The organism is Streptomyces boninensis, assembly GCF_048572725.1.
Lineage (GTDB): Bacteria > Actinomycetota > Actinomycetes > Streptomycetales > Streptomycetaceae > Streptomyces > Streptomyces boninensis.
The window spans coordinates 4,101,572-4,118,763 of record NZ_CP183837.1 but is presented as its reverse complement, the minus strand read 5'-3'; the positions used below and the strand labels follow the sequence as shown (position 1 = coordinate 4,118,763).

The 17,192-nt window shown below is 68.7% G+C and carries 15 protein-coding genes and 1 pseudogene; 15 read left to right on the top strand and 1 reads right to left on the bottom strand.

Annotated features, from left to right (window positions below; translation table 11 throughout):
- Positions 1 to 29: 29 nt before the first annotated feature.
- Positions 30 to 1,448: an ATP-binding protein gene (locus ACNNMR_RS18620; protein WP_419995755.1), complete on the bottom strand. Its 1,419-nt coding sequence runs from the start codon at positions 1,446 to 1,448 to the stop codon at positions 30 to 32.
- A gap of 1,227 nt (positions 1,449 to 2,675) precedes the next feature.
- Between ACNNMR_RS18620 and ACNNMR_RS18615 the strand changes: the two genes are divergently transcribed.
- From ACNNMR_RS18615 to ACNNMR_RS18545, 15 genes and pseudogenes are all read left to right on the top strand, one after another.
- The gene (locus ACNNMR_RS18615) at positions 2,676 to 4,097 is read left to right on the top strand and encodes a DUF6801 domain-containing protein (protein WP_419995754.1); all 1,422 of its coding nucleotides are present in this window, start codon (positions 2,676 to 2,678) and stop codon (positions 4,095 to 4,097) included.
- 28 nt (positions 4,098 to 4,125) lie between these two features.
- A pseudogene (locus ACNNMR_RS18610) lies at positions 4,126 to 5,118 on the top strand (ABC transporter ATP-binding protein); the annotation flags it as partial.
- A gap of 407 nt (positions 5,119 to 5,525) precedes the next feature.
- On the top strand, positions 5,526 to 6,419 hold the full coding sequence (locus tag ACNNMR_RS18605) for an MlaE family ABC transporter permease (protein WP_419995753.1): 894 nt from the start codon (positions 5,526 to 5,528) through the stop codon (positions 6,417 to 6,419).
- 4 nt (positions 6,420 to 6,423) lie between these two features.
- The gene (locus ACNNMR_RS18600) at positions 6,424 to 7,335 is read left to right on the top strand and encodes an MlaE family ABC transporter permease (protein WP_419995752.1); all 912 of its coding nucleotides are present in this window, start codon (positions 6,424 to 6,426) and stop codon (positions 7,333 to 7,335) included.
- Complete coding sequence (locus ACNNMR_RS18595; protein WP_419995751.1) at positions 7,335 to 8,657, top strand: MCE family protein; 1,323 nt, start codon at positions 7,335 to 7,337, stop codon at positions 8,655 to 8,657. The genes ACNNMR_RS18600 and ACNNMR_RS18595 overlap by 1 nt, the downstream gene beginning before the upstream one ends.
- Positions 8,654 to 9,688 (top strand): MCE family protein, encoded by a 1,035-nt coding sequence (locus tag ACNNMR_RS18590; protein WP_419995750.1) that lies wholly within the window; start codon positions 8,654 to 8,656, stop codon positions 9,686 to 9,688. Before ACNNMR_RS18595 ends, ACNNMR_RS18590 begins: the two co-directional genes overlap by 4 nt.
- A complete protein-coding gene (locus ACNNMR_RS18585) occupies positions 9,685 to 10,713 on the top strand; it encodes an MCE family protein (RefSeq protein WP_419995749.1) in 1,029 nt (342 codons plus the stop codon). Before ACNNMR_RS18590 ends, ACNNMR_RS18585 begins: the two co-directional genes overlap by 4 nt.
- A complete protein-coding gene (locus ACNNMR_RS18580; RefSeq protein ID WP_419995748.1) occupies positions 10,713 to 11,882 on the top strand; it encodes an MCE family protein in 1,170 nt (389 codons plus the stop codon). The genes ACNNMR_RS18585 and ACNNMR_RS18580 overlap by 1 nt, the downstream gene beginning before the upstream one ends.
- Before the next feature lie 23 nt (positions 11,883 to 11,905).
- Complete coding sequence (locus tag ACNNMR_RS18575) at positions 11,906 to 13,033, top strand: MlaD family protein (RefSeq protein ID WP_420000403.1); 1,128 nt, start codon at positions 11,906 to 11,908, stop codon at positions 13,031 to 13,033.
- Positions 13,033 to 14,241, top strand: a complete 1,209-nt coding sequence (locus ACNNMR_RS18570) for an MCE family protein (protein WP_419995747.1) — start codon at positions 13,033 to 13,035, stop codon at positions 14,239 to 14,241. The genes ACNNMR_RS18575 and ACNNMR_RS18570 overlap by 1 nt, the downstream gene beginning before the upstream one ends.
- Positions 14,238 to 14,732, top strand: coding sequence for a hypothetical protein (locus tag ACNNMR_RS18565; RefSeq protein WP_419995746.1), 495 nt, complete (start codon positions 14,238 to 14,240; stop codon positions 14,730 to 14,732). Before ACNNMR_RS18570 ends, ACNNMR_RS18565 begins: the two co-directional genes overlap by 4 nt.
- Positions 14,733 to 14,734: 2 nt before the next feature.
- Complete coding sequence (locus ACNNMR_RS18560) at positions 14,735 to 15,343, top strand: hypothetical protein (protein WP_419995745.1); 609 nt, start codon at positions 14,735 to 14,737, stop codon at positions 15,341 to 15,343.
- 12 nt (positions 15,344 to 15,355) lie between these two features.
- Positions 15,356 to 15,883, top strand: a complete 528-nt coding sequence (locus ACNNMR_RS18555) for a hypothetical protein (RefSeq protein ID WP_419995744.1) — start codon at positions 15,356 to 15,358, stop codon at positions 15,881 to 15,883.
- 16 nt (positions 15,884 to 15,899) lie between these two features.
- Entirely contained in the window at positions 15,900 to 16,595 is a 696-nt protein-coding gene (locus ACNNMR_RS18550) for a hypothetical protein (RefSeq protein ID WP_419995743.1), read from the top strand.
- Between the two features lie 9 nt (positions 16,596 to 16,604).
- Positions 16,605 to 17,189, top strand: a complete 585-nt coding sequence (locus ACNNMR_RS18545) for a hypothetical protein (protein WP_419995742.1) — start codon at positions 16,605 to 16,607, stop codon at positions 17,187 to 17,189.
- Positions 17,190 to 17,192: the final 3 nt, after the last annotated feature.

The following is a 17,192-nucleotide window of genomic DNA, read 5'->3' as shown; positions in this document are numbered from 1 at the left end:
GGATTACCCTGCGGTCCTTTCTCATAGAGTCACTGCTGCCATGCCCGCAGCAGATCTTCCGGCCCGTATGCAGCTTGTAGGCCGGAGCACTTCACCCCGCTGCGGGACACCGCGACGAGCGGGACGGGATCGTCCGTGACCGCGGCGCGGTGCTTGTGCAGCGTGGCGAGATCGTGGCTGTCGAACGGGGACTTCTCCAGCCACTTGACGGAGCCGAGGAAGTGGAGCTGCTTGGCGACCGGAGCACGATCGGCCCCGACGATGTCGATCTCTACGTCGTTGCTGCGAGTCCAGTAGCCGCCGATGGCCGGAGCGGCGGGCAGCTCCCCGTCGGGGAGCAGCCGGGCGAGGGACTCGCGCACGAGCGGCTCCACGGCCCGGCCGCGCCAGCCGGGCCACTGCTCCTTCACGCGGGCGAGGGTGAGGTCGCCTCGCATGCGCTCGATCTCTGCCATGTGCGGCTCCAGGAAGGCCAGCCAGAAGCGCAGGTACGGATCAGCGATCCGGTAGCGGCGCTCCTTGGACGGCCGTAGGGATACGGGCAGTTCGGCGGCGACCACACGCTTGTCGGTGAGTACTTCCGTCGCTCTGGTCAGCGTGGTGTGGGCAATGCCGCCCGCTGCTCGGGCGATGTTGGTGAAGGTCCGCTCGCCGCTGCCGATCGCCTTGAGGACCTCCCGCCCCATCGCCTGCGGCGGGAACTCCGCCGCCAGCGAGCGCTCGGCCGAGACCAGCAGGGCGGAGATGGGATTGGCCAGCGACGACTTCAGGAAATCCCACACCGAGGCGCCGCGCGGCCACTCCCGGCAAATCAGTGGCAACCCGCCGGTGACGAGGGCGGCGTCGAGAGCCGCGGCGGCGTCCAGGTCGAGCATCTCTGCCAGATCGGCGGGATTCAGCGGGCCGAGGATCATTTCCTGACCGCGTTGGTGAAACGGGCGCTCGTAGCTGTTCAGCGCCTCCATCATCGACAGGTCCGAGCCAACGAGCAGAAGCAGTACCGGCTTGCGGCTCAGCAGCCGGTCCCAGGCGCGCTGCAGCATGCCTTCAAAGGCATCGATCCGCTCCATCAGGTACGGCACCTCATCGATGACGACCACGCTGGGCTCGTCGTCCGGAAGCAACTCCGCAAGGAGCCGGAAGGCCGCATTCCACTGTGTCGGGGCCTCCTCCGCGAACAGCGCCCGCTCCGGCAGCGTCGAAGCGGCCACGGCCTCACCCAGCTCCATCAGCTCCGTCTCGGTCGACCCTCCGCCCGCGGTGAAGAACAGACTGGGCACCTTGCTGCGCCGCAGGAATTCCTCGACGAGGCTGGACTTCCCCACTCGCCGGCGCCCGCGCATCAGGATGCACTGGCCGGGCTGCGCGGAGCCGGTCCCCTCTCGCAGCGACGCAAGAGCCGTGTCGAGAACCCGCAGCTCACGCTTGCGGCCGATGAAGCGTTGCATGGGCGTGGCCTCCGCATGTCACGTCGTATGGTAGCGCAAGGAATACTATCTCGATTGAGAGTATCTTGCATGCCGCTCCGGTCGACCTTCCGGCGGAGCGCGGTGTTGGGGTCGAGTCGGCCCGCCTCGGGACTGCCTACTCACTCCCGCGCGCTAAGCGACGGAATGCATGCTCCCTGGCTGACAAGAATCGTCGCGACCGCTGCCGATCGTTCCGGAATTCGAGATGCCCATTGCTCGAACTCGTGAATTCTCCATACGATTCGGACATGGCTGGGAGGTGGCGAAACCTCCTGCAAGTGCACTCTCTGGGGGAGAAGTGAAGCGAAGGTTCAAGGGGGCCAACCCGTGGGTAGTTAGACCTGACGGGGAGGCGAGGTTTGTCAATAGCTCGATTACTGTCACCGGGCTGAGCAGTAATCGCTCCCTGCATTGCTATTTCTCCATAGATGGAAGCCCGATGGCAGATTTTCGGGCGGCTTCACCTGGCGAAGGAGCACCCACTTGGTTCGTGGGCGATCAGTTCCCGCTCTATACTGGGCAACCACGAATTTGCCCGGATGTATTAGGTCTGAATATCATGATGACGGCATAGTTGGCAAATATACCAACTCGACTGGGCGTTTCAGCATCTTCTCGAGCAGCGGTATGACTGCCAGCAAAGGTACAGGTGAAACGATAGCCTGTCACGGGTATTTTCGGCAAGGTGAGCAGGTAGACATCACAGGATCGTTCCTTATCTCCCCTCGGCAGACCCGTAGCGGATAGCGGTGGTGAGCGCCTAGCGCCGGCTGACGTCTCTCGGCCGTTCGTGTGGGTTCAAAGATGCCATGCATGTTGATCATCTGGCGATGATGCGGGGCGACAGTATTGCGCCATTGGTGATAAGTGCTCAGATTGATCTCCTGTGCCGTCCGTGCTCACTCTTGTATGAATCTCGATCCTAAGTTGTTACCGTTCGGATGAGATATTGGCCGGAGCGCTATCTTTGCTGGGTTTCTTGCAATGAAGCATTGCGTCACCCGGTTACCCGTACGTAACGTCCCATTCGCAAGTTGCGGGGATTACCTGCCGTATCCCTCGGGCCCATTGCACCGGTCTCAGCCTCCCTGGTCCGGTCGGGGCCGCACCGCACGGGCCCCGTGGCCGACCCCCCTTGGCCGCGGGGTCCGTGACCGTAGTCCAGTCCCAACACCGTCCCCCGGGAGTTGAGCGATGAGAGGTGCCGTGAGTCGCCGGCACGGGCTGCGCCTGGCCGGCGTGGGCTGCCTGGCGCTGGTCGCGGGGCTGCTGTCCGGGTCGGGGTCCGCCGTGGGAGAGCAGAGCGCGCGGGTGGCGGCGGAGTACGAGTGCGCTGTCCTCGGCGGGGGCACGCAGGCAATCTCCGTCGACCTCGCTCAGGGCTATCCCGAGAGCGGGACCGCCGGGAAGGCCATCCAGCCGGGGGAGTTGACCGTACGGGTCACCGTCCCTGCGACGGGCGTGGCGAAGCTGCTGCCCGAGGACGCCGCCACGGTCGGCGGGACCGCGGCGCTCACCGCGACAGTGACGCAGGGATCCGAACGGGCCGAGGCGGGGTGGAGCGGGCTTGCCGCCAAGAGTGATGAGGTGCGGGTGCCCGCGGAGGGGGAGCTGGAGCTGGCCTTCGCGGGCAAGGTCGCGCCGGTGACGGTCGGCTCCGGAGGTGATGTCACCTTTACGGCGGGGCGGCTGGAGCTGACGCTGAAGAGCGCGCCGCCGGAGGGTGCGGCCAAGTCGACGCAACTGACCTGTGGGCCGGCGGACGGGGCGCGTACGAAGCTCGCGACCGTGCCGGTCGAGGAGGCCGAGGATGGCGGTGGCGGTTCGTCCGACACGCCGTCGGGCTCGGCTGGGCCCGAGGTGGACGGGAGCAGTGGCGGCTCCATCGACACCGGTGTGCAGCCGTTGGCGTCCGCGGGAAAGTGTCCGACGACACCGCCCAAGGGCAAGCTCAACAAGGAGTTCCTGCCCAAACCGCCACCGGGCGCGGATGTCGGCGAAGAGGGCGAAGGGACCCCGATGTGCGCCGTCCCCGCCGGCTTCGCCACCATGCGCAAGCAGAATCAGTCCGCGATCGTCAACGATCCGCGGGGGCGTGGCCGTACGGGTCTGATGCAGCTGGCCTTCCAGAAGCGCACCGTCACCGCCGAGGGTTACAACGAATTCGATTCGCTCGGGATCATGAAACTGGCCGACAGCCGGTCCACATTCCTGACCTTCGGCTTCCAGCCGACCACGGCGAGCGTGCGTTTCGAGCCTGAACCGGCCACCGTCGTTGCCATCACCGGCGGCGGCAGGAAGCCGCGGGTGACCGTCGGCTACTACCAGCACCTGCGGCTGCACAACGTCACGCTCAACGGCGCGCCGCTCGACGTCGGATCCCGCTGTCGCACGTCCAAGAAGATCCGCACGGTGCTCACCGGCAGCTACATCGTCGGATCCGGCGGCACGCTCGAAGGCTCCATCGACATCCCGAAGTTCAGTGGCTGCGGTGCCGGCGGTGAGGACCTCGATCCGCTCATCAACGCCTCGATCGCCGGCCCCGACAACCCGCTGAAGATCGAGCAGGGCAACGCCTGCGGCGGCGGCAGCACCACCTGCGAGGTGCCGCGGCTGCCGAAACTCTGACGAATCCGACTCATCTCCGGGAGGTGCAATGGGAATCGAAGTAGTCGTCGAGGGTCTGACCAAGACATTCGGCAAGCAGAACATCTGGCAGAACGTGACGCTCACCCTGCCTCCCGGCGAAGTGAGCGTCATGCTCGGGCCGTCCGGCACCGGCAAGACCGTCTTTCTCAAGTCGCTGGTGGGGCTGATCCGGCCGGAGCAGGGGCGGGTCATGATCGACGGCGTCGACATGGTCAACAGCCGGGAGCACGAGGTCTATGAGACCCGGAAGCTGTTCGGGCTGATGTTCCAGGACGGGGCGCTCTTCGGGTCGCTGCCGTTGTACGACAACATCGCCTTTCCGCTGCGCGAGCACACGCGCAAGAAGGAGTCGGAGATCCGCCGCATTGTGATGGAGCGGATCGACATGGTCGGGCTGCTCGGGTCGGAAGGCAAGCTGCCTGGCGAGATATCGGGTGGTATGCGCAAGCGTGCGGGGCTGGCGCGGGCGTTGGTGCTCGATCCGCAGATTCTGCTCGTCGATGAGCCTGACTCGGGCCTTGATCCGGTGCGTACGGCCTATATCTCGCAGCTGCTCATCGATCTGAATGCGCAGATCGACGCGACGATGCTGATCGTCACCCACAATCTGGATATCGCCGCCACCGTGCCCGACAACATGGGCATGCTCTACCGCCGTGGGCTTGTCATGTTCGGGCCGCGCGAGGTGCTGCTGACCAGCGAGGAGCCGGCGGTGGAGCAATTCCTCGCCGGGCGCCGGATGGGCCCCATCGGCATGTCCGAGGAGAAGGACCAGGCGACGCTCGCCCTGGAGCAGCTCAACGGCGTCGGCGAGAACATGCGCGGCCCGCGCGGCCTGGAACCGCAGCTGGAGCCGACACCGGGAATGCCGGTGCGCGGCGCGGTGCGGCGGCGGCGGGAGCGCGTACGCCACATGCTGCACGACCTGCCGCCGAAGGCGAGGCAGGCAATCGAGGACGACCTCGCCGCCGACTTCGAGGCGGCGACGCGCCCGCTGCCCGTACGCGACCCGGAGAAGCCGCGCTTCTCGCCTGGCGGCGGCATCGGCGGTACCGGCTCCGGCGGCATCGGCGGCGCGATGGGGCAGGGGCTGGCGGCCACGGAGCCGGCGATGCCCGCTGCCGGGCCGGAAGCGGGGGCCGGTGATTACGGGGCCGGGGAGCGGGCGCCCGGCGCGTACGGGACTGGAGGGCAGGAGCCCACTGCGTACGGGCCCGGGGAGCAGGAGCCTGGCGCGTACGGGCCCGGCGGCCAGCCCTTCGGCGCGGGCCAGGAGCGCGATGGCGGCCAGAAACCCGGTGCGTACGAGCCCGGCCTTCCCCAGCCCACCGGCGGGCAGGACGCGCCCGGCGCCCCCCAGCCCGACCCCGCCGCCCACCGCGGCTTCTTCACCCCCAAGGAGCGCCCGTGACCGCCCCGCCAGGGACCCCGCCCCCCGCCGCAGGCGACCCCGTCGGTGGCGAGCCGGCCATACACCGCGCCCACGGGCCGGAGGCCCAAGCGCCCCCGCCCCGCCCGATACGGCAGCCCCTTCCGGGGCTGGGCGTGCTGCGCGAGATCGGCAGCATGTTCGCGCTCGGGCTCTCCGTCACGCGGCTGATTTTCAAGCGGCCCTTCCAGACGCGGGAGTTCATCGAGCAGTTCTGGTTCATCGCCAGCGTGTCGATCCTCCCCGCCATGCTGGTCACGATCCCCTTCGGGGCCGTGATCGCGCTGCAAGTCGGGTCGCTGATCTCCCAATTCGGCGCGCAATCCTTCACCGGCGGCGCCAGCGTCCTGGTCCTCATCCAGCAGGCCAGCCCAATGATCGTCTGTCTGCTCATATCCGGCGTCGCCGGCTCCGCGATCTGCGCGGACCTCGCCGCCCGTACGATCCGCGAGGAGCTGGACGCGATGGAGGTCATGGGCATCTCGCCCGTGCAGCGCCTCGTCGTACCCCGCGTCCTCGCCGTCGTCATCGTCGCGCTGCTCCTCAACGGGCTGGTGTCCGTCGTCGGCACGCTCGGCGGCTACTTCTTCAACGTCATCATGCAGAACGGCACTCCAGGCGCATATCTCTCCTCTTTCTCCGCGCTCGCGCAGCTGCCCGACCTCTACATCAGCGAGATCAAGGCGGGCATCTTCGGCTTCATCGCCGGGATCGTCGCCGCCTACCGCGGCCTGAACCCCAAGGGCGGGCCCAAGGGCGTCGGCGATGTCGTGAACCAGTCCGTGGTCTTCACCTTCCTCCTTCTCTTCTTCGTCAATGTCGTGATCACCGGCATCTACCTGCAGCTCGTCCCCACCAAGGGGGTGGTCTGAAGCCATGGCCGTCATCGAGCAGCCGGGCCCGGCCGCCCAGGGGGAGCCTGAAGAGCCGCCGCAGAAGAAGGGCTTCATAAGGAACGGGCTGCCCGCTCACCGCCCCGCCACCGCCGAATGGTTCCGCTGGCTCGACCGCCCCGGCGACGAGCTGCTCTTCTACATCCGCGCCCTGCTGTGGATACCGCGGGCCGTGCGCCGCTACCCGAAGGAAGTGCAGCGGATCTTCTCCGAAGTCTCCTTCGGCTCCGGCGGCCTCGGCGTCATCGGCGGCACCGTCGGGGTGATGGTCGGCATCACCGTCTTCACCGGCACCGTCGTCGGCCTGCAGGGTTACGCGGCGCTGAGCCAGATCGGCACCGACGCCTTCACCGGGTTCGTGTCCGCGTACTTCAACACCCGCGAGATCGCGCCCCTCGTCGCCGCACTCTCCCTCTCCACCACCGTCGGCGCCGGCTTCACCGCCCAGCTCGGCGCGATGCGGATCAACGAGGAGGTCGACGCCCTGGAGTCGATGGGCGTGCACTCCATCCCGTATCTCGTCTCCACCCGCATCGTCGCGGGCGCGCTCGCGATCATTCCGCTGTACGGGATCGGGCTGCTCGGCTCGTATGTCGCCTCGCGCGCGGTGACGACGCTCTTCAACGACCAGTCCACCGGCACGTACGACCACTACTTCAACCTCTTCCTGGTGCCGACGGACGTCCTCCTCTCCTTCCTCAAGGTGCTGATCTTCAGCGTCCTGGTGATCCTCGCCCACTGCTATTACGGCTTCCGCGCCGCCGGCGGCCCGGCCGGCGTGGGCGTGGCCGTGGGCCGTTCCGTACGGACCGCGATCGTGCTGATCAGCATCACCGACTTCTTCCTCAGCCTGGCGCTCTGGGGCGCCACGACGACGGTGAAGGTGGCGGGCTGATGAGCGCCACGAGCAGCGCCACGACCAAGATGCGGCCGAACGAGCGCACCGTGCGCCGCCGCAGGCGCACCGCCGGTGTCGTCTATCTGCTCGCGCCCGCGCTGCTGATCTGGCTGTCGCTTGCCGTCTACGACAAGGAGTTCCGCGACTCGGACACGGTGATCGTGGAGACGGCGACCGTCGGCAGCGAGATGAATCCGCACGCGGATGTGAAGCTGCGGGGCGTCGTCATCGGCGAGGTCGCGAAGATCGACACCAACGGGGAGAAGTCCCGGCTCACCCTGGAGATGCAGCCCGGGAAGATGAGCCACATCCCCGCCGATGTCACCGCGCAGCTGCTGCCGACCACCCTCTTCGGCCAGCGGTACGTCTCCCTCGTGCCGCCGCGCGCCCAGGCCACCACGCAGACCCTCGCCGCCGGCGCCGTCATCCCGCAGAACCGCAGCCGCAACGCGGTCGAGCTGGAGGAAGCCCTCGACAATCTGCTCCCGCTGCTCACCGCCGTACAGCCGGAGAAGCTCTCGGCCACCCTCTCCGCGCTCTCCAGCGCCTTCTCGGGCCGCGGCGAAAAGATCGGCAAGGCGATGACGACGCTCGACGGCTACCTGAAGGAGTTCAACCCGAACCTCCCGGAGCTGAACAAGGACATCAAGCACCTGGTGAAGGTCTCCGACACATACGCCGACGCCGCGCCCGACATCGTCGACGCGCTGCACGACGCCACCACCACCAGCGCCACCCTCGCCGAGCAGCGCGCCGAGCTCTCGACGCTCTACGCGTCGGTGACGGCGAGCTCGCAGGACGTGGACACGTGGATGAAGCAGAACAGCGCCAACCTGATCCGCCTGGCCGGCACCGCCCGCCCGACGATGGAGATCCTCGGCCGGTACGCGCCCGCCTTCCCCTGCACGCTCGCGACGGTCGCCGACTTCGTGCCGCGGATGGATGCGGCGCTGGGGAAGGGGACGAATCAGCACGGGCTGCATGTGGATGTGAATGTGGTTCGCGATCGGGGTGAATACCTTCCCGGGCGGGACGCGCCGAGTTACGGGGCCGGGGGCGGGCCGCGGTGCTATCCGGCGGGCGGGGGCGTGGCGCGTAGCGCATCGGCGCCCGCGGACGGATCCGGATCCGGAAACGCTTCGGCCAACACCTTCACCGCCAGCGCCAACGACCTCGGCGTCGCCAACTCCCCCCAGGAGAACCAGCTGGTCAACGAGCTGGTCGCCGCCGAGACCAAGACCGGCCCCGACGAGCTCCCCGACTGGTCGAGCGTCCTCGCCGGACCCGCCTACCGCGGGGCGGAGGTGAACCTCAAGTGACCGCCCGCAAGTCCCTCACCGGACCGCTCGTCAAGTCCGCGATCTTCGTCCTGGTCACCGCGATCGCCACCACCGTCCTGGCCTTCTCGGTCGCCAACACCGGCGTCGGGTCGACCCGTTCGTACAAGGCCTGGTTCACCGACACCACCGGGCTCATCGTCGGCGACTCCGTGCGGGTCGCCGGGGTGCAGGTCGGGCAGGTCGCGTCGATCGAGGTCGTGCAGCGGCGGTACGCGCAGGTGACCTTCGAGGTGGAGCGGGACCGCTCCCTCCCGGCATCCACCACCGCGTCGATCAAGTACCTCAACATGGTCGGCCAGCGCTACGTGGACCTGCAGCGCGGCACCGGTCCGCTCAATCAGCAGCTCCCCGCCGGCGGCACCATCCCGCTCAAGCGCACCGAGCCCGCCCTCGACCTCACCGAGCTCTTCAACGGCTTCCAGCCGCTGATGCAGGGCCTGTCCCCCGAGGACACCAACAAGCTCGCCGCCTCCGTCGTGCAGGTGCTGCAGGGCGAGGGCACCACCGTCACCTCCCTCGTCGACACCGTCGGCTCGCTGACTACCACCCTCGCCAAGAAGGACAAGGTCATCGGGCAGGTCATCGACAACCTCACCAAGGTGCTGAAGACCGTGAACAAACGGCAGGCCGAATTCACAGGGCTCATCGGCACGCTGGAGGAGCTGGTACGCGGCTTCGCCGGCGACCGCAAGCCCATCGGCGCGGCCATCGGCGCCATGGGGAAGCTCGCCACCTCCACCTCAGGGCTCTTCAAGGACGGCCGCAAGCCGCTCAAGGACAACATCCGCGAGGTCGGCCGGCTGTCCGCAAACCTCAACAAGGACGCCCCGCTGCTGGAGAACGCGCTGAAAAAGACGCCGCGCAAGATGGCGGCCATCGGCCGCACCGCCTCGTACGGCTCCTGGATGAACCTCTACCTCTGCCAGGCCAAGGTCAGCGGCGCCGAGACCTACGGCGGCGGCAAGCCGCCCACCGGCCTCGGGCTCAAGGGCGGGAGGTGCCGGTCATGAGGCTGCTGCCGCGGCTGAAGCCGGTCAGGGAACGCAACCCCGTCGGCGTCGCCATCATCGGACTGCTCGTCATGACGCTCGTCGGGCTGCTCGCCTACAACGCGGCCTCGCTGCCCGTCGTCGGCGACAAGGGCACCCTCTACACGGCCGACTTCAAGGAGGCGGCCGGGCTGAAGGAGGGCGACAAGGTCCGCATCGCCGGTGTGCAGGTCGGCGAGGTGAAGTCGGTGGCGCTCGACGGGCCGAAGGTGAAGGTCGGCTTCCGCGTCGACGGCTGGGTCGGCGAGGACAGCCGCGTCGGCATCGGCATCGCCACCCTCCTCGGCTCCAAGTACCTCGCCGTGGAGCCGCTCGGCGCCCGCGCCCAGGACCCGGGCAAGCGGATCGGGATGAGCCGCACCACCTCCCCGTACGACGTCATCGAGGCCTTCAACGGGCTGAGCAGGACCGTCGGCGACCTCGACACCTCGAAGATCGAGGCCAGCTTCAAGGTGCTGGCCACCACCTTCAAGGACACCCCGCCTTCGGTACGGAAGGCCATGAGCGGTCTCTCCGGCCTGTCGCAGACCATCTCCACCCGCAATGACCAGCTCGGCGACCTGCTCAAGGGCAGCAAGTCGGTGGCGAAGACGCTCAACGACAACAGCGACGAGTTCGAGTCGCTGCTGAAGAACGGCAACCTGCTGCTCGGCGAGATCCGCTTCCGCCGCGACTCCATCCACGCGCTGCTCACCGGCGCCCGCGACCTCGGCCGCGAGCTCACCGGCATCGTCAAGGACAACAACACCCAGATAGGCCCGGCCCTTGATGCCCTCGGCCGGGTCACCGGCGTGCTGGAGCGCAACCAGAAGAGCCTCGACGCCGCGCTGAAGGCGGCAGGCCCGTACTACCGGATGGTCGGCAACGCGCTCGGCAGCGGCCGGTGGATGGACGCGTACGTCTGCGGCCTGGTCCCGAAGAACTACGTACCGGCAGGCACGCTCCCCGTCACCGGGTGCAAGCCGCCCAAGTCAGGAGGCCGCTGATGGCCGCGGAGATACGTGGCCCCTCGCTCGGCGACCGCTTCGCGGACGCCCTCGGCGACCTGTGGGGCCGCCGGCTGATGGTGATCATCGTGGTCCTCGCGCTGCTCGGCACGGGCGCGGCGTGGGGGGCCGGGAAGGTCTTCGGCAGCAGCGACAGCAAGAAGATCACCGCGTACTTCGACCGGGCCGTCAGCGTCCACGAGGGCTCCGACGTGCGGGTGCTGGGCGTGAAGGTCGGCACGGTCGACGACATCGAGCCGCGCGGCAAGCGGGTCAAGGTCGAGCTGAGCGTCGACCAGGGGGTGAAGGTGCCGCGGCGGGTGCAGGCCGTGGTGGTCGCGCCGAGCGTGGTCGCGGGCCGGTTCGTGCAGCTCAGCCCGCCGTTCATGGGCGGGCAGCAGTTCCCCGACGGCGGCGTCATCCCGGCCTCCGATACCGCGACGCCGGTGGAGGTCGACGAGCTGATGAAGTCCGTTACGGACCTGAGCGAGGCGCTCGGACCCAAGGGCGCCAACAAGAACGGCGCCCTGTCGGACCTGCTGAACACCGGCGCCGCCAACCTCAAGGGCAACGGCAAGGCCTTCGGCGAGACGATCAAGAATCTTGGCGGTGCGGCTTCCGTACTCAACGGGAACAGCGGCGACCTGGTGAAGACGGTCCAGGGCCTGCAGAAGTTCACGACCATGCTGAAGAAGAACGACAAGGGCGTGCAGACCGCGGCGAAGCAGCTCTCGGACGTCAGCAAGTTCCTCTCCGACGACAAGGAGAACCTCGCCGCCGCCCTGAAGGACCTGGGCACGGCGCTCGGCCAGGTGAAGGGCTTCATCCAGAACAACCGCGGCCGGCTGAAGTCCAACGTCGACAAGCTCGCCAAGCTCACCCAGTCCGTCGTCAACCAGCGCCGGTCGGTGGCCGAGGCGCTGGATGTGCTGCCGCTGGCCGCGCAGAACATCGACGCCGCGTACAACCCGCGGACCAACACCCTCGACGGGCGGGCGAACATCAACGAGCTGACGATGACCCGCGGTGGTGCGTCGCTGAAGTCCGGGACCCTGGAGGCCGTACCGGAAACGCGGCGCAGCTCGCTGCCCGCGCTGCCGCTGCCGACGGTGGGCGACGTGTACGGCACCCCGGCCAAGGCCTCGGCCAAGGGGGGTGACGGCCAGTGAGCCGCCGCGCCGCACGCATCGGCATGACCTTCTCGATCGGGGTCACCCTCGCGGGCCTCGCGATGATCCCGGGCGGGTGCAGCATGCCGGAGTTCAACGGCATCCAGGACATCCCGCTCCCCGGCGGGGCCGACCTGGGCAATTACCCGTACTCGGTGACCGCCGAATTCAAGAATGTCGTCTCCCTCGTCCCGCAGTCGTCGGTGAAGGTCAACGACGTCAACGTCGGCCGGGTCACCAAGATCACGGTCGGCGCCGACGGCTGGACCGCCAAGGTGCACATGCGGGTCAACGGCAAGGTGTGGCTGCCCGCCAACGCCTACGCGAACGTGGAGCAGTCGAGCCTCCTCGGCGAGAAGTACATCCAGCTGGTGGCGCCCGAGGACATGCGCAAACGGCCCGACAGCAACGACTCCGCCATCTCCACCGCCGCCGCCCCCGCCAACGACCGCGCCCAGCTCAAGAGCGGCGCGACCATCCCGATCACCCGCACCAATCGCAACCCGGAGGTCGAGGAGGTCTTCGGCGCCCTGTCGCTGCTCCTCAACGGCGGCGGCGTGCAGCAGATCTCGACGATCACGCATGAACTGAACAAGGCCCTCGGCGGCAATGAGCAGGAGGCCAAGTCCGTACTGACGCGGATCAACACGCTGTCGAAAGACCTGAACAAGAACAAGGGCAACATCACCAAGGCCCTCGACGGCGTCAACAAGCTCTCCTCCACCCTCGCCGCCCGCGACACCAAGATCGGCGACGTGCTGGACGACCTCAGCCCGGGTCTGAAGACGCTGAAGGACCAGCGCGGCTCGCTGGTCACGATGCTCCGGTCGCTGGACACGCTGTCGACGGTGGCCGTCGACACGATCGACCGGAGCAAGGAGGACCTGGTCGCCGACCTCCGGTCGCTGGCGCCGGTGCTGAAGAACCTCGCGGATTCGGGGCGGGACCTGCCGCAGTCGCTGCAGGTGATGTTCACGTACCCCTTCACGGATGAGGTGCTGAGCGGAGTGAAGGGCGACTACCTCAACGTCTATCTGCGGATCGCCGCCCGGCCGGGGACGGAGATCGTGCCGCCGATCTCGGGCGGGGGCGGCAATGGCACCCGCAGCAGCACGCCGCTGCCGCTGCCGTCCGCCGGAGGGGAGAGCTGATGCTGACGCTCCGTACGCACCTCAAGAACATCGCCTTCATCGTCCTCGGCCTGTTCGTGCTCGCGTACATCGGCATGAACTACGCCGACCTCGGCCGCCTCGTCGGCGCCAAGAACTACTACACCGTCCGCGTCGGCATGCCCGAGACCGGCGGCCTCTTCGACCACGCCAACGTCACCTACCGCGGCGTCGACGTCGGCCGCGTCGGCAAGATGAAGCTCACCGACAGCGGCGTCGAGGCCGAGCTGCAGATCCGCGACTCGGCGCCGAAGATCCCCGCCGACCTGACCGCGAAGGTCGCCAACCTGTCGGCGGTCGGCGAGCAGTACATCGACCTGGCGCCGCGGACCGACTCGGGCCCGTATCTGACGGACGGCGCCTACGTGCCGCCGCAGCAGACGAGCGCGCCGCCGCCGGTGACGGACGTGCTGAGCAGCGTCAACGGGCTCGCGGCCTCGGTGGACCTGGAGTCGCTGCGCACGGTCGTGGACGAGCTCGGCAAGGGCTTCGCGGGCCGCGGCCAGGATCTGCAGATCCTGGTGGATACGGGCAGCGAGTTCATCCAGGCCGCCGACAAGGCGCTCCCCGCCACGACGAAGCTGATCGTGGACGCGCAGACCGTGCTCAACACCCAGGCCGAGGAGTCGAAGGCGATCAAGTCCTTCGGCACGGACGCCGCGGCGCTCGCGGCGAAGCTCGAGTCCTCCGATACGGACCTGCGCAAGCTCATCGCCCAGACCCCGCAGGCCGCGAATCAGTTCACCGCGCTGCTGCGGGAGACCGACCCCGGCTTCTCCGTCCTGCTCGCCAATCTGCTGACGACCAGCGAGCTGCTGGTCACCCGGCAGCGCGGCACCGAGGAGCTCATGGTCCGCATCCCGCGGATCGCGGCCAACGGCAACAACACCGTGTCCTCGAAGGGAGTCCGCTTCGGCATGGTCACCACCTTCTTCAAGCCGCTGCCGTGCACGGCGGGCTATGGCGGCACGGCGTACCGGAACGGTCTTGAGACGTCGCCGGTGAAGACGAACACCTCGGCGCGGTGTGCCTCCGGCGCGGGCAGCGGCATCAACGTCCGAGGCTCGCAGAACGCCCCCCGGGGCGGGGTGCCGACGCCGGCCAGGCCGGGGTCGCTGGGCACCGACCGGGACGCCAACGTCAACGACAGCCCGACCGACCTGGACGGGCTGCTGGGAGGCGGCCGATGAGACTCGCCTTCCGGCTGGCACTGGTGCTGGCCTTCGCTTTTACGGGCTTCGCGGGGTGGACGTACGCCCAGGCGCGGAGCGACGACGACCTGTCGTACGCCAAGACACGGGACGCGGCGCTGAGTGCGGCCCGCACCCACATCGCCACGCTCAACAGCATGGACGGCGCGCGGGTCGGCGACGGCGTACGGCGCTGGCGCGCGGCCTCGACGGGCGCGCTGGAGACGGAGATCGGCCGCAACGGAACGAAGAGCGCCAAGGTCCTGGCGCAGGAGGGAACCACGGCGCGCGGCACGGTCACGGACGCGGCGCTGACGGACCTGGACGAGCGGGCGGGGACGGCGACGGCGATCGCGACGGTACGGGTCGAGGTCGAGCCGCGTAACGGCGAGGCGAAGACGGACCGGAAGCGCTTCCAGGCGGAGCTGGAGCGGACGAAGAGCGGCTGGAAGCTGGCGTCGCTCGGGGCCGTGCCAGTGGGGAAGGGGTGACGATGACGACGGAGACCACGGACACCACGGACACAGCGGCCCGCACCCGCCCCTCCCCATCGGCACCGGGCAGCACGCGCGCGGACCGCCGGCGAGCGACGCAAAAGCCCAAGCGCACCGGCCGCCGCCTCACCGCGACCCTGCTCCTGATCTGCCTCCTGGCCACGGGGGCCGGCCTCCTCATCGCCACCGCCCAACTCCAGGACGGCGCCGACCCCGACAACAAGGCCCTCACGGACGCCGGCGCCACCGGAAACGTCGCCGGCGACGTCGGCAACGCGGTCGCCCGCATCTTCACCTACACGCCCGACACCCTCGACACCACCCGCCAGGACGCCAAGGAACTCCTCCGCGGCGAGGCCGCCAAGCAATACGACCGCCTCTTCGCGCGCCTGGCCCCCCGCGTGGCGGACCAAGAGCTGTCGCTCACCACCAACGTCGTCCGCACCGGCGTCGTCGACCTCACCGACACCACCGCCCACCTGCTCCTCTTCCTCGACCAGACCAGCGAGCGCAAAGGCGGCAAACCCAGCACCGCCGCCGCCCAGCTGTCCGTAACCGCCGAACAACACGGCGGCACCTGGCAGATCACCAAGATCACGGCCCGCTAGGGGAGACACCGCATGACCGGAGCCAGCACGCCGACCCGCGCAGCCCTCGCCCTCGCCACCCTCGCGGCGGCAGCCGCCGCCTGGGGCGGCACCTCGTGGTACGCCGCCGCCCACGACGACTCCGCGGCCTTCGCCAAGACCCGCGACGACGTGCTCGCCGCGGGCGAGCAGGGCGTACAGAACCTGCAGACCCTCGACTACCGCGACATCGACGACGGCCTCGACACGTGGGAGTCGTCCGCCACCGGCGACCTGCTCACCGAACTCGAGGGCGGTCGCGAGGACTTCGAGAAGCAGGTGAAGTCGGCGAAGTCGGTGACCACCGCCAAGGTGCTCTCCGGCGCGGTCACCGAGCTGGACGAGCGCGCCGGGAAGGCGAGCGTGATGGTCGCGGTCCGGATCACGGTCGATACGGCCAAGGAGAAACCGGGCAGCAAGGAGAGCCGCATCCTCGGCGAGCTCACCCGCACCGACGACGGCTGGAAGCTCAGTGCGCTGAGCGAGGCCCCGGTCGAGGGCGCCGCCGGCGCCGGCCAGTGAGGGAGGAGCGAAGCAGATGTCGACGACCCGCCACCTGGTCAACCGCCAGCGCCGCCTGGCGGCCGCGCAGACGGGGACGAAGGATGCCCCGGCCCGTACGAAGCGCCAGGACCCGGACCGCAAGCCGGAACGCGAGCGCAAGCCGGACGGCGAGCGCAAACCGGCGCGCGGCCGAAAGCCCGCGGCCGAACGCCGCACTCGCCCCCTCCCCTGGCTCTCCATCCTCGCCGCCCTCACGATCCTCCTCGGCGCCTTCGCCGCCTGGGCCTTCACCGAGGCGGGCAGCCTGCGCGACACCTCCTCCACCGCCAACGACGCCCTCACCGACAACGCCCGCACCAGCGAGGTGAAAGGCACGGTCACCAAGGCCGTCGACGCCGTCTTCTCGTACGACCACACCAAGCCCGAGAAGACCGACGCCGCCGCCCGCACCTACCTGACCGGCAAGGCCACCGCCCAGCACCGCGAGCTGCTCGCCCAGGTCAAGTCCCAGGGCCAGAAGCAGAAACTCGTCCTCACCACCACCGTCACCTACCTGGGCATCCAGCGCCTGGAGGGCGACCGCGCCCAGGCCCTCGTCTACGCCGACCAGACCAACACCAGCACGGCGAAGGGCGGCGACACGTCCTCGTCCGCCGCCATGTTCAGCGTCAGCGCGAAGCGCCAGGGCGGCGCCTGGAAGATCGCGAACATCGACACCTTCGACAGATGAGGAACCGCTATGCGTAGGACCATCCCCTCCTCGATCGCCGCGCTCACCGCCGCCGGCCTGGCCGCCCTGACCCTGGCCGGATGCGGGTCCGACGACGAGGGCAAGCCGAAAGCCGGTCCGGAAGTCGCCTGGGCGGGCAGCGTCTGCGACCACGTCAGCGCGAGCGGCGCGCGGATGCAGCTGCCGAAGACCGACCCCAAGAAGGCGCAGAAGACGCAGAAGCAGATGGCTGCCTTCCTGAAGAGCGTTGCCGAGCAACTCGGCAGCCTGCAGCAGGCGATGAAGAAGGACGGCGCGCCACCGCTCAAGGGCAGCCAGGCCGCGTACGACAAGGCCATGACGAACCTGGGCAGCACGAAGCAGAGCGTGACCGAGGCGGCCTCGGCGCTGAAGGGCGCCGACGTCTCCGACGAGAAGTCGCTGCGAAGCGCGATGGCCAAGGTCGGCAAGGGCATGGGCAAGGCGAACAAATACCCCGGCGTGGCCGCCGACCTCTCCAAGGACGCCAGGCTCAAGAGCGCCTTCCAGCAGGCACCGTCCTGCGAGAAGGTCGTCCCGCGCGCCTCCGCCTCCGCCGCGGCCGAGCAGGGCTGAGCA

Bases quoted from the DNA above. Each gene is read 5' to 3' on its own strand.
- ACNNMR_RS18560 (WP_419995745.1), top strand. From the start codon at position 14,735: ATGACGACGGAGACCACGGACACCACGGACACAGCGGCCCGCACCCGC.
- ACNNMR_RS18555 (WP_419995744.1), top strand. From the start codon at position 15,356: ATGACCGGAGCCAGCACGCCGACCCGCGCAGCCCTCGCCCTCGCCACC.
- ACNNMR_RS18580 (WP_419995748.1), top strand. From the start codon at position 10,713: ATGGCCGCGGAGATACGTGGCCCCTCGCTCGGCGACCGCTTCGCGGAC.
- ACNNMR_RS18545 (WP_419995742.1), top strand. From the start codon at position 16,605: ATGCGTAGGACCATCCCCTCCTCGATCGCCGCGCTCACCGCCGCCGGC.
- ACNNMR_RS18600 (WP_419995752.1), top strand. From the start codon at position 6,424: ATGGCCGTCATCGAGCAGCCGGGCCCGGCCGCCCAGGGGGAGCCTGAA.
- ACNNMR_RS18620 (WP_419995755.1), bottom strand. From the start codon at position 1,448: ATGCAACGCTTCATCGGCCGCAAGCGTGAGCTGCGGGTTCTCGACACG.
- ACNNMR_RS18585 (WP_419995749.1), top strand. From the start codon at position 9,685: ATGAGGCTGCTGCCGCGGCTGAAGCCGGTCAGGGAACGCAACCCCGTC.
- ACNNMR_RS18570 (WP_419995747.1), top strand. From the start codon at position 13,033: ATGCTGACGCTCCGTACGCACCTCAAGAACATCGCCTTCATCGTCCTC.
- ACNNMR_RS18565 (WP_419995746.1), top strand. From the start codon at position 14,238: ATGAGACTCGCCTTCCGGCTGGCACTGGTGCTGGCCTTCGCTTTTACG.
- ACNNMR_RS18550 (WP_419995743.1), top strand. From the start codon at position 15,900: ATGTCGACGACCCGCCACCTGGTCAACCGCCAGCGCCGCCTGGCGGCC.
- ACNNMR_RS18595 (WP_419995751.1), top strand. From the start codon at position 7,335: ATGAGCGCCACGAGCAGCGCCACGACCAAGATGCGGCCGAACGAGCGC.
- ACNNMR_RS18575 (WP_420000403.1), top strand. From the start codon at position 11,906: ATGACCTTCTCGATCGGGGTCACCCTCGCGGGCCTCGCGATGATCCCG.